Origin of the sequence: Pseudomonas avellanae BPIC 631 (assembly GCF_000444135.1) — a bacterium.
GTDB classification, from domain to species: Bacteria; Pseudomonadota; Gammaproteobacteria; order Pseudomonadales; family Pseudomonadaceae; genus Aquipseudomonas; species Aquipseudomonas avellanae.
Map to the genome: position 1 here is coordinate 1 of NZ_ATDK01000247.1, position 13,577 is coordinate 13,577.

Annotated in this window: 12 protein-coding genes; all 12 read left to right on the top strand. The window is 59.7% G+C overall.

Features of this window, described 5'->3' with window-relative positions:
* Nucleotides 1-592: 592 nt before the first annotated feature.
* The 12 genes from DW49_RS0113795 (at nt 593) to DW49_RS0113850 (ending at nt 13,532) form a co-directional block, all read left to right on the top strand.
* The gene (locus DW49_RS0113795; protein WP_005617646.1) at nt 593-2,170 is read left to right on the top strand and encodes an ABC transporter substrate-binding protein; all 1,578 of its coding nucleotides are present in this window, start codon (nt 593-595) and stop codon (nt 2,168-2,170) included.
* 20 nt (nt 2,171-2,190) lie between these two features.
* On the top strand, nt 2,191-3,201 hold the full coding sequence (locus DW49_RS0113800; protein WP_005617648.1) for an ABC transporter permease: 1,011 nt from the start codon (nt 2,191-2,193) through the stop codon (nt 3,199-3,201).
* On the top strand, nt 3,198-4,049 hold the full coding sequence (locus DW49_RS0113805) for an ABC transporter permease (protein ID WP_005617649.1): 852 nt from the start codon (nt 3,198-3,200) through the stop codon (nt 4,047-4,049). The genes DW49_RS0113800 and DW49_RS0113805 overlap by 4 nt, the downstream gene beginning before the upstream one ends.
* Nucleotides 4,042-4,890, top strand: coding sequence for an ABC transporter ATP-binding protein (locus DW49_RS0113810; RefSeq protein WP_005617651.1), 849 nt, complete (start codon nt 4,042-4,044; stop codon nt 4,888-4,890). Before DW49_RS0113805 ends, DW49_RS0113810 begins: the two co-directional genes overlap by 8 nt.
* A gap of 68 nt (nt 4,891-4,958) precedes the next feature.
* Entirely contained in the window at nt 4,959-5,600 is a 642-nt protein-coding gene (locus DW49_RS0113815) for an ABC transporter ATP-binding protein (protein WP_475276227.1), read from the top strand.
* Nucleotides 5,601-5,704: 104 nt separating this feature from the next.
* Nucleotides 5,705-6,262 (top strand): cytochrome b, encoded by a 558-nt coding sequence (locus tag DW49_RS0113820; protein WP_005617654.1) that lies wholly within the window; start codon nt 5,705-5,707, stop codon nt 6,260-6,262.
* Nucleotides 6,263-6,328: 66 nt separating this feature from the next.
* Nucleotides 6,329-6,868: an RNA polymerase sigma factor gene (locus DW49_RS0113825; protein ID WP_024420295.1), complete on the top strand. Its 540-nt coding sequence runs from the start codon at nt 6,329-6,331 to the stop codon at nt 6,866-6,868.
* Nucleotides 6,865-7,653 carry an anti-sigma factor family protein gene (locus DW49_RS0113830; RefSeq protein WP_005740241.1) on the top strand — a complete coding sequence of 263 codons (789 nt, stop codon included), beginning with the start codon at nt 6,865-6,867 and terminating at the stop codon, nt 7,651-7,653. The genes DW49_RS0113825 and DW49_RS0113830 overlap by 4 nt, the downstream gene beginning before the upstream one ends.
* 234 nt (nt 7,654-7,887) lie before the next feature.
* Nucleotides 7,888-8,397, top strand: a complete 510-nt coding sequence (locus tag DW49_RS0113835; protein WP_005617659.1) for a sigma-70 family RNA polymerase sigma factor — start codon at nt 7,888-7,890, stop codon at nt 8,395-8,397.
* A complete protein-coding gene (locus DW49_RS0113840; protein ID WP_005617660.1) occupies nt 8,394-9,359 on the top strand; it encodes a FecR domain-containing protein in 966 nt (321 codons plus the stop codon). Before DW49_RS0113835 ends, DW49_RS0113840 begins: the two co-directional genes overlap by 4 nt.
* Before the next feature lie 69 nt (nt 9,360-9,428).
* A complete protein-coding gene (locus tag DW49_RS0113845) occupies nt 9,429-11,831 on the top strand; it encodes a TonB-dependent receptor (RefSeq protein WP_024421287.1) in 2,403 nt (800 codons plus the stop codon).
* Between the two features lie 324 nt (nt 11,832-12,155).
* On the top strand, nt 12,156-13,532 hold the full coding sequence (locus DW49_RS0113850) for a diaminobutyrate--2-oxoglutarate transaminase (protein WP_003382174.1): 1,377 nt from the start codon (nt 12,156-12,158) through the stop codon (nt 13,530-13,532).
* Nucleotides 13,533-13,577 lie beyond the last annotated feature (45 nt).

Consider the following 13,577-nt stretch of genomic DNA (forward strand, 5'->3'; position numbering starts at 1 on the left):
TTGTCCATTTCGCAGGAAGGACCATCGCTCAGCCTGCCGGCGGTCATTGTGCGAATTCCTTGTTCTGGCATCGGTGATCGATGCCGTCAAGGCTCAGGCTGAAACGGGACTGGTTGGCCGACGCGAGCATGCCGAAATATCTCCGCAAAAGCGGGCAGTTGCGCCCGCTGAATGACGTGAGAGATAACAAGAACAATGCCAAGTATTATTTATCTATATAAATCAATCACTTGATGAAAAATAAGAGCGAGACAATTTTTTCTCAGTCGAAAACCACTAAAACCTGCGCAAGATTCTGCGTGCGTTTACGCGATGTTGCGTAACGCCTCAACACGCCGTGAAACGAGGCTCGCAAGCGCTTGGGCGATCTAGCGTGAGCGTTGATTGCGCAAACTCTTGCGCATTCCTCCCCAAGCCGCAACGACGCTGCATTCCCCGGCAAAAGTGCCTTATTCACCTCCGTCGCCTGCCTTATGCAATCCCACAATCCCCCCCAAAAACGTTCTAAGTTAATGACGAAACAGTCTTTTTTATATTCGCAAATGCGATATATCGTCGCTTCCCATAACTCAAGCTCATAAGGGAATTCACGATGCGGCGACTGACGGCTCTGGCAATTGCAATCACACTCAGCGGTTCAGCCTGGGCAGCGACGCCCCCGGATACGCTGGTGGTGGCGCGTTCGATCGATGACATTGCCAGCCTCGATCCTGCCGAAAGTTTTGAAATTACCGCGACCAATACCCTGGCCAATATCTACCAGCGCCTGCTTGAACCGGATCGGCAGAACCCCTCTGTCCTGGTCCCTGCGTTGGCATCCAGCTGGAAGGCGGGTGATGACGACAAGAGCCTGGTATTCGAACTGCGTAACGGGGCCAAATTTGCCTCGGGCAACGGGGTCCGTCCCGACGACGTCATTTACTCGTTGAGCCGCGTGGTCAAACTGAACAAATCCCCGGCTTTCATCCTCGGTGAGTTGGGCTGGACGGCAGAAAACGTCGACAGTTTCCTGACCCGCGTGGATGACACGCACGTGAAGATTTCCTGGCCAGCGGCGGTAGGCAGTTCCTTTGCCTTGAGCATTCTGTCCGCGACGCCGGTGGGTTTCATTGTTGACGGGGTAGAGGTCGGCAAACATGCGCAAGGCGGCGACCTGGGGAACGGCTGGCTGAAAAACCATTCGGCGGGCACAGGTTCTTACGCGCTGCGCACTTACGTGCCGCACGAGGCTCTGGTGCTTCAGGCCAACCCTCATGCAGCCAAAGCCCCCAAGTTGAAGACGGTGATTCTCAAGAATGTCACTGACCCGGCGACCCGACGTCTGCTGGTGGTGCAGGGCGATGCAGACCTGGCGTTTGATCTGGGCGCAGACCAGTTCAGTGCGCTGGAGAAGCAGAAGGGCGTCAGCGTGCAACGCTTCCCGTCATCAATGATTTATTACCTGGCCATCAACAGTGGCAACACGCAGGTGCCGGCACTGAAGAACCCGGCGTTCTGGGAGGCGGCCCGTTGGCTGGTTGATTACCAAGGCCTCTCCAAAGACCTGTTGAAAAACCAGTACAGCGTTCATCAAGCGTTTCTTCCGGCCGGTGTTTCAGGCTCATTGAGCGACAAGCCGTTCAAGCTGGACGTCGATAAGGCCAAAGCGGCCTTGAAGGCCGGCGGTATCGCCGAAGGCACGAAAATCGAACTCAATGTGTTCAATCAGCCTCCTTACACCGACATCGCTCAGGCGCTGCAAGCCAGTTTTGCGAAGGCCGGCATAGAGATTTCAGTGCGTCCGCTGGTGGAAAGCGAGGTGCTGGCGAAAATGCGCGCCCGTGACTTTCAGCTGATCTTCACCTACTGGGGGATGGATTATCTGGACCCTCACTCCAACGCCAGCGCCTTCACGTATAACGTCGCCAACGGGCCGAAAACCATTGCCTGGCGTACTCAGTGGGATATCCCGCAACTGAGCCAGGAAACCCGCGCCGCTGCAGCCGAAGGTGACCCGCAAAAACGTGTTGCCCTGTATACCCATTTGCAAAAAACCGTGCAGGAAAGCTCGCCCTTTGTCGTGGCATTACAAGGTCAGAATCAGGTGGCGGTGCATGACGGCGTAGAAGGCGTGCTGCAGAACATCACTGTTTCTCTGCCGTATTTCGATCAGGTGAGCAAAAGCAAGTGAGGGCAGGGGCGTCACGCAGAATGAAAGTGGCCGTCAGCGGGGTGTTGTCGCTGGCGGTCACGCTGTTCGGCTTGCTGTTGTTCACGTTCCTGCTGACCACCTTGTCGCCGGTCGATCCGGCGCTGCGGATTGCCGGGGACCACGCCAGCGAGTCGTCGCTGGCTCAGGTACGCAGCGATCTGGGGCTTGATCAGCCGTGGCCGTCGCGCTTTGGTCATTACCTGAACAACCTGCGACAGGGCGATCTGGGTGTTTCCATTACGTCCGGGCAGCCCGTGCTGGAAGGGTTGAGCCGTGCGCTGCCTGCCACGCTTGAGCTTGCCACACTGGCGATTCTGCTCGGCAGCAGCTTGGGTTTGTCACTCGGGTTGCTGGCGGCGGGGCGACCGGGTGGCTGGGTCGATGGTCTGGTCAGGCTGTTTTCGCTGGTCGGTTATTCGGTGCCGATATTCTGGCTCGGTTTGCTGATGCTGCTGTTGTTCTACGCCAGGCTGCAATGGGCGGGCGGCCCCGGGCGGCTGGACGATGTGTATCTGTATACCCTGGAATTTCCCAGCGGCTTGATGCTGTGGGACACCTGGCGCTCCGGCGACTCGGGCGCGCTGGCCAATGCGTTTGGCCATCTGGTCCTGCCGGTTCTGGTGCTGGCGTTTTATTCCATGGCCGGCATTTGCCGGATGACACGCTCTGCATTGCTGGGCGAGATGGGCAAAGAGTACGTGGTGACTGCGCTGGCCAAAGGTGCCGGGCGCGGTCGCGTGTTGTTGCGTCATGTCTTGCCGAATGTCGCCGGAACACTGGTCATCGTCGTTGCGCTGTCTTATGCCGCCCTGCTGGAAGGTTCCATTCTTACCGAAACAGTCTTTGCCTGGCCCGGTATCGGCCGCTATCTGACCACCGCGTTGTTTGCCGGTGACGTGCCCGCCATTCTCGGCAGCACGCTGCTGATTGGCCTGTGCTTTGTGGTGATCAACGGGATAGCCGATGTCCTGGCAGGCATGATCGATCCACGTACGCGGAGTGTGTCATGAGTGTTTCCATCGCGTTCGACAGCGTTCTGGCGCGCAGCGGGTGGCGTCGCTCACCTGCATTGCTGGCAGGCGCGTCGATCATTGGCGTATTGCTGCTGGTGGCGTTGTTTGCGCCGTTGCTGAGCGGTTTTGATCCGAATGCGCAAAACATTCAGGAGCGTTTGCTGCCACCGTCGGCAGCTCACTGGCTGGGCACCGATGCGTTTGGTCGGGATCTGTTTACCCGGTTGCTGTATGGCACACGGCCAACCTTGCTGCTGGTGTCTCTGGTATTGCTGCTGACCTTGCCCATCGGTGTGCTGATTGGGGTGACTGCCGGTTTTTACGGCGGTTGGGCGGAGCGAATCCTGATGCGCCTGACCGATGTGATCATGGCCTTTCCGCAGTTGGTCATGGCCCTGGCGTTCGTGGCGATTCTCGGCCCAGGCCTGCTCAATGGCGCGCTGGCCCTGTCTTTGACCGCATGGCCTGCGTACGCACGGCAGGCCCGTGCGGAAACCAGCGTGCTGCGTAACAGTGATTATCTGGCTGCGGCGCACCTGCAAGGCATACGCGGCATGCGCCTGCTGATTGGCCACGTGCTACCGCTGTGCCTGCCGTCAGTCATTGTGCGTGTGGCGCTGAACCTGGGCGGCATCATTCTGGCCGCTGCCGGCCTCGGGTTTCTCGGCCTGGGCGTCGAACCGCCGACCGCTGAGTGGGGCTCGATGGTCGCCGATGGCAGCCGGGTCATCTTCGATCAGTGGTGGGTCGCCGCTGCGCCGGGTATCGCGATATTGCTGACGAGCCTGTCTTTCAATCTGCTGGGCGACGGTCTGCGCGATGTACTGGACCCCCGTCATGGCTGATGAACAACCGCTGTTGAATGTAAAAGGTTTGCGGATCGGTTTTCCAGGCCCAGGTTCGGAACTGATCGAGGTGGTCAAGGGCATCGACTTCAGCGTGGGCACGGAAAAGGTGGCGCTGGTGGGCGAGTCCGGCTCCGGCAAGTCACTCACCGCACGTGCGCTGCTGGGCCTTGTGGCAAGCCCGGGTCAGGTGACTGCCGAGCAGATGAGCCTGGCAGGCGATGACTTGCGTAGTTTGACCGCAAAGCAATGGCAGAGCCTGCGCGGCACTCGTTTGTCGCTGGTGCTGCAGGACCCGAAGTATTCGCTCAACCCGGTGCTCAAGGTCGGCACGCAGGTTGAAGAAGCGCTGGTGTTGCACACCCGGCTGGGACGCCGCGAGCGTCGCGAGAAAGTGCTCGACATGCTGGAAGCGGTGGGTCTGCCCAACCCGCTGGCGCTTTACCACAGCTACCCCCACGAACTGTCGGGAGGCATGGGGCAACGGGTCATGCTGGCAGCCATGCTGATCAATGATCCGCGCTTGTTGATTGCCGACGAACCCACGTCGGCAATCGACAGCGGCCTGCGTGATCAGATTCTGGAGCTGATTCTGGGGCTGGTTGAGCAACGCAACATGGGCTTGCTGCTGATCAGCCATGATTTGCCGCTGGTGGCGCGTTATTGCGACCGCGCACTGGTGATGTACCGGGGCCAAATCGTCGACCGCTGCCACGCAGCCGAACTGGCCACCGCCAGCAATCTGTACACCAGAACCTTGTGGAGCTGTCAGCCATCGGCGCGCACCTATGGCCACTCGCTGCCCACTCTGGACCGCAACCTGATCGAGGAGCTGCCATGAGCGCGGTGGATATCAACCGCTTGACGGTCACGTTCAAACGCGGGCTAAGCCATTTCAATGCGCTGGAAATGGACGGATTGCAGATCAAGGCTGGCGAGTGCTTCGGCCTGATCGGCGGTTCTGGCTCGGGTAAATCAACCCTGTTGCGGGTGCTCGCCGGGCTCCAGCGTGACTGGCAGGGCGAGGTGCAGGTGTTGGGCCAGCCGCTCAACGCGCAGAAAGCGTTCACCGGGGCGTTGCGCCAGCAAGTGCAGATGGTGTTCCAGGACCCTTATGCTTCATTGCATCCACTGCACCGGATTCGTCGCAGCCTGCGTGAGCCACGGCAAATCAACGGCCTGCCTTTCGACGAAGCCAGCCTGATTGCTTCTGTAGAGCAAGTGGGCTTGCCGGGCAGCATTCTTGACCGCTACCCGCATCAGTTGTCCGGCGGCCAGCGCCAGCGGGTCGCTATTGTCCGTGCGCTGCAATTGAACCCCAAATTGCTCCTGCTGGATGAACCCACTTCGGCGCTGGACATGACCGTTCAAGCGGAAATACTCAACCTTTTGCAAGTACTGCGCCGCGATACCGGCATGACCATGATTCTGGTCAGCCATGACATGAACACGGTTGCCCATCTGTGCGACAGGGCGCTGTTGATCAATCAGGACAGGGTGGAACGGCATCTGGATCGTGCCGCGCTTGGCGAATTGGCCGGGGGCACGTGAGGGTGTTTCGCCAAGGCATCATTATTTTCAGGCAGTGCGAATAAAGTCCGATGCTCAGGTGTTCACTGATAGTTCTTATCCAGTCCAGTCGAGAGAAACACCTGATGAACGCCATCCAACCCTCTGCCAGCAACGGCCCGCGCTATGACCTGGCGACCATGTTCTTTCACTGGGCGACCGCAGTACTGGTCGTCACGTTGTTCGCCACTGCACAAATCTGGTCGTTTCTGGCCAAAGGCACGCCTCTTCGGCACAACCTTCAGGGCCTGCATATCTCTTTGGGCATTCTGCTCACCGCCGCAATCGTCGGCCGCCTGCTCTGGCGTCTGACCCGTGGCCGCCGTCTGGCCAGTCACCAGGGCATGGCCGGCCTCGCCGCAAAAGCCGGGCACGGTTTGCTGTACGCGCTGCTGCTGGCTCAGATCGTGTTGGGCTTCATGTTCCGCTGGGCTCAGGGTGAATCTTTCGATTTTTTCGGGCTGTTTGCAGTGCCGGCGCTCATGGCACCGAACCCGGACTGCAAACACACGCTGGGTGGCCTGCATGAAAATGTCGCCTGGGCGCTGATCATTCTTTCCGGGCTGCACGCCTGCGTGGCGCTGGTGCATCACTGGTGGCTCAAGGACGGCGTCTTGCTGCGCATGTTTCCCGAAAACCGATAGTTTTGCCCGGAGTGGCATATTCTGCATGCCCGGCGAAAACTGACCTGCCCCCGAGGATTTTCATTCGTGCCGACCGAGCCTCCTGAACCCTATAGCATCGACACTGTACGGCAGGGTTTGAGCCCCTGCCTGACCAGGCTTTGGCGCTATGGCTGGGTGTTGTCGCGACAACGGCACGTAGCAGACGATCTGGTGCAGGCCACCTGCGTACGCGCGCTGGAACGGGCAGGGCATTATCAACCCGGCACTCGACTGGATCGCTGGCTGTTTTCGATCCTGCATTCCATCTGGCTCAACGAAGTTCGTTCGCAGCAGGTTCGCAAGGGCCAGGGGTTTGTCGACAGCGACGACCTTTCGTCTACCGATGAAAGCCAGGCCGTCGAAAGCCAGATTCTCGCCAGTCAGGTGATGCGCCGGGTGCAGGATTTGCCCGAAGCGCTGCGCGAAAGCGTTTTTCTGGCGTATGTAGAAGGCCTCAGCTACCGGGAAATCTCGGACATTCAGCAAATCCCCATGGGCACTGTGATGAGCCGTCTGGCGGCGGCTCGAATCCGTCTGGCGCAAACCATGAATCCCGCGACACAGCAGTCAGGTGGTCAACGATGAGCCCGCATTCACCCTTCGAAATCCCGTCCGACCTGACGCTGGTGGCTTTTCTCGACGGCGAATTGAGCGCCGCTGATGCTGCGCGCATCGAGGCACTGCGTGAGCGCGAACCGGCCATTGCCGAGCGGCTGGCTTTTCTCGAGCAGGGCTGCGCAGGCTTACCCGAGGGCTTTGCGCCGCTGCTGGATGCTGCGCCTACCGCGCACCTGCAGGCGATGCTTGGCGCATTGCCAGCGCCCGAGGCGGTCAGGCCGCCAAGCTCGCAATGGTCACGCCGACGCCTGCTGGCCGGGGCGGCGGCGTGTCTGGTTGCCGGGGTGCTGGGGGATCGTGTCTGGCGGGGCTGGCAAGCCTCGCGCTGGGTAGACGAAGGCAACTGGCGCGGCTCGGTGGCCCAGTACATGGCGCTTTACACCGCGCAGACGCTGGACGGCCTGGAAGAAGGGTCACCTCGTCAGACGGAGCAACTGGCCCGGGTCGGCGAGCAACTGGGCGTTGCCTTGACACCTGAGCGGGTCGGTATCGAGGGTGCCAGCCTGCGCCGGGCGCAGGTCTTGCGGTATGACAATGACCTGATTGCCCAACTGGTTTACCTGGACGATCGGCAACAGCCATTGGCGCTGTGTTTTGTAAAATCGTCACAGCCCGCCAGCCCCCCGGCGCAAGAAGTGCGTCATGGCCTGAACGTGGTTCACTGGAGCGATGGTCGGCATGCATGGATGCTGGCCGGTCGCAGCCCGATGACCGAGTTGCAGGTCCGTCAGCAGCAGCTTGCGCTGTCCTGATCACCCGTTTGTGTCATGAATGAAACGTCATTGGCACAAATCTCAGCGTGGGTGTACTCATTTTGTCGACTCGACAGATCCTCCACACGCGCCGCAAATCAATGCGTTGCGGCTCAATGACGCCTGTTTTAAGCAATGGCAATGGGCGTTTTATAAAAAAAGAGCGTGGACTCGGGATATAACACTAATTAGAATCAGTCTCATTTGGCGCACCCATCGCTCAAGGCTCTTGTCATGATTGACGCAGCGACGCTACCTCAGCAAACCCTACATGCTCTCTACCGTGATCATCACGGCTGGCTCGAAAGCTGGCTGCGTAGGCGCATGGGCAATGCCTGGGATGCTGCGGACCTTAGCCAGGATACGTTTCTGCGCGTGTTGTCCAGCTCGCAGCAGATTGCCGACATGCAGGAGCCGCGCGCGTATTTGCTGACCGTGGGCAAACGCCTGCTCAGCAACTTCTACACCCGCCGCAGTCTTGAGCAGGCTTACCTGGAAGCGCTGGCGCAGTTGCCTGAAGACAGTGTGCCGTCGCCCGAGCAGCGCTGGCTGCTGCTCGAAACCCTGCAGGCACTGGACGAGTTGCTCGACGGCCTGTCGCCAGCAGTACGCCGCGCATTTCTCTGGAGTCAGCTCGAAGGGCTGGGGTATCGCGACATCGCCGAGCGCCTGGAAGTGTCCGAACGCACCGTCAAACGCTACATGGCGCAAGCCTACGAGCACTGCCTGCTGGTGGACTGGTGATTCGCTCGGCACCTTCGAGCGAAGAACGCGAGGTCGTACGCCGGGCAGCCCAATGGCTGGCCCTGCTGGAATCCGGCGGGGCCAGCGAGGAAGATCACGCCATGCTCCAGCACTGGCGCGACAGCTCCGCCAGCAACGAGCGGGCCTGGCAAAAGGCGCAACAACTGCAGCAGCGCTTCTTCGGCCTGCCCACTCACCTGGCCATGGCCACCCTGGACCGCCCCGACAAGGCGCGGCGCACAGCGATCAAACGTGCCCTGGGTGCGGTGACGCTGGTGCCGGCGGTCTGGTTGCTGGGGCGGCAGTTGCCGCTGGATGTCTGGCGTGCCGACCTGCACACCTCGATTGGCGAGCACACGCGTGTTTCGCTGGCCGACGGCAGCACCCTACAGTTAAACACCGACACTGCCGTGAATGTCGACCTCGGTGCCCGGCTGATTACGCTGGTGCGCGGGGAGATCGCACTTAAAGTGCCGGGCCGTGCGCCCTTGACCATCGACGGGCCGTATGGCCGCATCCTCGTCAGTCAAAGCGAAGTATGCGTGCGCCTCAATGAAACCGAATGCCGGGTTTCAGTGGTCAGCGGTGCGGTGCGGATTCAGCCCTCGCAAGGGCCTGAACTGACCCTCAAAGCGCTACAGCAGATCAGCCTGCAGCAAAGCGGAGCAGGGCCTGTCAGGGCCTTCGACGCGCTGTTGCCCGGCTGGCGCGACGGCGTGTTGACGGCGCAGAACCAGCCATTGGGCGACTTTCTGCGTGAACTTGGCCGCTATCGCCCGGGCCTGCTGCGCTGGGAGCCAGCGCTGGAAACCTTGCGGGTGACCGGCAGTTTCCAGATCGACAACACCGACCGCGTACTCTCGCTGCTGGCTGCCAGCCTGCCGGTCGAAGTGCAGATGCGTACCCGCTACTGGGTCACGCTGACCCCTCGAAAAAACAGCGCTGTAAAAAATAACGCGTGAAGCCTGTCCCTTTTTTTTGTCTCGCTTGTCATTTCAGGTAAGTGAACAAAATACGAGAGCTTCCTTACCATGCCCGCAGTGTCTCCCTACCGTTTGCGTCCGCTGTTGCAGTTCAGCCTGTTGCTGACATTGAGTTCCAGCCCTTTTTTTGCTTCTACCAGTTGGGCCGAAACCTCGGGCAAACGTGCCTACGAAGTGCCAGCCGGTAGCTTGAGCGCCGCGCTGACCCGCTTTGCAGGTCAGGCTGGCGTTAACCTGTCGGTAGACCCTGCATTGGTGAACGGTCGTAACAGTGCCGGTTTGAACGGCGACTTTGCGGTTGAGGAAGGTTTTGCACGCCTGCTGCAAGGATCTGGCCTGCAATTGGTGCCCGTCGGGGAGCAGGCCTACACACTGGTCCCGGCCCCGCAAGGCGCTGGCCTGCAACTCGCGCCCACCTCCATTGTGGGTGACAGCGGTTCTACCGACGGCCAGGAATATGCCGGCGGTCAGGTGGCACGCAAGGGTTCGCAGGGCCTGCTGGGCTCGCGGGACTTCATGGAAACGCCGTTCAGCATGACCACCTACACCAAGGACGCGGTGAAGAACCAGCAAGCACGCACATTGGGTGATCTGGTTGCCAGCGACCCTTCAGTGCGGGCCACCAACCCGGCAGGCGGCCGGTACGAACAGTTCACCATTCGCGGTTTCAGCCTGTTCAACAGTGACGTTTCCTACAACGGCCTGTATGGCATCCTGCCCACCTACACGATCGACATGGAAATGGCCGAACGGGTCGACATCCTCAAAGGACCGAGCCAGTTGATCAACGGCATTTCGCCACGCGGCAGTGTTGGCGGTGGCATCAACGTGGTGCCCAAGCGCGCAACCGACAAACCCATTACCGAACTCACCACCAGCTATGCCTCCAAGGGGCAGGCGGGTGCCGCCATTGATATCGGCCGGCGCTTCGGTGAAGACGACAAGTTCGGCATTCGTTTCAACGGCGTGAAGCAGTCTGGCGACACCGAATGGGATCACCAGAGCGTTGATCGTGACATGGCTGTGCTGGGTCTGGATTTCCGTGGTGAGCGCTTGCGTCTGTCTACCGACATCGGTCACACCGAACGCGACACCGACGCCCCGCAGGAGCGCGTGCAGATTGGTGCAAACGCAATAGTGCCCAACGCCAACAAGGTGCGCGACAACTACGCGCAGTCCTGGAGCAAAGCCCGCACCCGGGACACCTTCGGCGCGGTCAACGCCGAGTACGACGTCAGCGACTCGGTGATGCTGTACGGCGGCGTCGGCGTGCGTAAAAGTAACCACGAGTTTCTTCGCCATGCAGTATCAGTGACCAACAATGCAGGTGACTTCAGCGTCCTGCCGCGTGACTTCACCCGTGACGAAAATGTCCGTACGGCCACCTTCGGGGTGCGCAACTGGTTCAATACCGGGCCGGTGAGCCACGAAGTCAATCTGGCCGCCAGCTCGTTCTACATGGACTTCGAAAACGGCGGCGCGCGCTATGCGGCAGCGCCGAGCAACCTGTTCAACCCGGTCGATACGCCGACACCCAGCAACCCGACCCGTCAGGACGCCAAGGTCTACACCGAAAACCGCTTCACCGCCCTGGCGCTGTCTGACACCCTGGGGTTCTTCGATGACCGCCTGCTGCTGACACTGGGCGCACGCTGGCAGCGGGTCAAGGTCGATGACTGGACCGATGATGTCAAAGGCGACACCGCTTACGACGAGGAAAAAATCTCGCCATCCGGCGGCATTCTGTACAAGGTGACCGACGATTTCTCGGTGTACGCCAACTACATGGAAGGCCTGAGCCAGGGCAAGATCGCGCCGTCGACTTCGATTAACGAGGACCAGATATTCCCGCCGTTCGTCAGCCGTCAGGTCGAGGTCGGGGCCAAGTATGACCTGGGGTCGTTCGCCTTTACCGCTGCGGTGTTCCGTATCAAGCAGCCTGCGTACGAGACCAATACCGCATCGCGGGTCTTTGGCCCGAATGGCAAGCGCCGCAACGACGGTGTCGAGTTGACCATGTTCGGCGAACCTGTTCAGGGCTTCCGCCTGCTGGGCGGGGTGATGTACATCGACAGCGAGCTGACCAACGCCGTCAACGGCACGTTCGATGGCAACCGCGCACCGGCCACTCCCGAGTACAACGTCAACCTGGGCGCAGAATGGGATGTGCCAGGCGTCAACGGCCTGACCCTGACCGGGCGCGGTATTTATACCAGTTCGCAGTACCTGGACCAGGCCAACAGCAAAAGCATTGATTCCTCCGAACGGTTCGACGTGGGCGCGCGATATGCGTTCAAGGTCGATCAGAAGGACATCACGCTGCGGGCCAACGTCGAAAACGTGATGAACAAGTACTATTGGAGTTCGGCCGGAGCGTCGGATGACAGCGAGCCAGGTCTGACCCTGTCAACGCCGAGAACCTACCTGCTTTCGGCAACCATCGGTTTCTGAGTCAAACCAGCGGCCCAGGGAAGGGCCGGTATTGATGAGCGATAATCAAATTGCGTTATAAGCTGATCAATTAATTCACTGTTGCAAAGCGGCCGTTATTCCAATGGCCTCTTTCAATAGCTTGAATATTCATAAAAAGCATCCACATTGATGCTGTCAAGTTAAACAATACCGACCTGAACAGCGGTATGTTCGCGTGCCTGGTTATTTATAAAAAAGAAGACATTACCTTCATTTAAATTTCATCTTATTTTTCGAAACAACGGGTTGCACTTTTCAGGAAATGATAATAATTTGCATCCAGAATTTAGCGAGGGTTAACAGATGTTGAATGATGGCTTATTGCACTCTACTACGTCCCAGAAAACCAATGCCAATTATCTGGACAGGCAAAGCAAGTTTGAATCCAATGTAAGAAGTTACCCGCGCAAGTTGCCACTGGCTATTGCCAAGGCGCACGGCGTATGGGTAACCGATGTAGAAGGCACCACCTACCTCGATTGCCTGGCCGGGGCGGGAACGTTGGCATTGGGGCACAACCATGAAGCAATCATGGCCAGCCTCGACAGCTTCCTGACCTCGGGAATGCCGATGCACACGCTGGACCTGACCACCGCGGTCAAGGACGCCTTCAGTGAAACCCTGCTTGGCCTGTTGCCAGGGCAAGGGCGCGATTACTGCCTGCAGTTCTGCGGCCCGTCCGGTGCCGATGCGGTCGAAGCCGCCATCAAGCTGGCCAAGACTGCCACCGGTCGCCATAACATCATCAGCTTTTCCGGCGCTTACCACGGCATGACCCACGGCGCCCTGGCGCTGACCGGCAACACCGCGCCGAAAAATGCCGTCGCCAACCTGATGCCTGGCGTGCAGTTCCTGCCGTACCCGCATGAATACCGTTGCCCGCTGGGCATTGGCGGCGAGGCAGGGGCCGAGGCGCTGAGTTACTACTTCACGCAGTTCATCGAAGACGTCGAAAGCGGCGTGTCGCTGCCAGCGGCGGTGATCCTCGAGGCCGTGCAGGGCGAGGGCGGTGTCAATCCTGCGCCGGCTGCGTGGTTGCAGCAGATTCGCGAAGTGACCCGCAAACACGGCATCCTGCTGATTCTCGATGAAGTGCAGGCCGGTTTTGGCCGCACCGGCAAGATGTTTGCCTTCGAGCACGCCGGCATCGAACCCGACGTTATTGTGATGTCCAAGGCGGTCGGTGGCGGCTTGCCACTGGCGGTCCTCGGCTTCAAACGCGAGTTCGACGCCTGGTCGCCGGGCAATCACGCCGGCACCTTCCGTGGCAATCAGATGGCGATGGCAACAGGTCTTGCCACCCTTGAGGTGCTGCAACGCCAGAACCTGCCCGCCCAGGCTGCCAAGCGCGGGCAATGGCTCAGGGAACAGCTCGGTCTCTTGCAGCAGCGTTACCCGGCCATGGGCCAGGTGCGTGGGCGCGGGTTGATGCTGGGCATCGAGATTGTCGATGAGCGCCAACCGGCGGACCGTCTTGGCAGCTTCCCGATGGACCCGGAACTGGCGGTGGCCATTCAACAGCACTGTTTCAAACAGGGCCTGTTGCTTGAGCGCGGCGGCCGAAATGGCAATGTGATCCGGCTCTTGCCGCCGCTGATCATTACCGAAGAACAATGCCAACTGGTTATCCAGCGTTTTGAAGAAGCCCTGAAAGGTGCGCTGTCTCAAGTGCGTAAATAACGCTGCGCGTTCATTGCGCTTATTAAATTGACCGTCAACGGCATC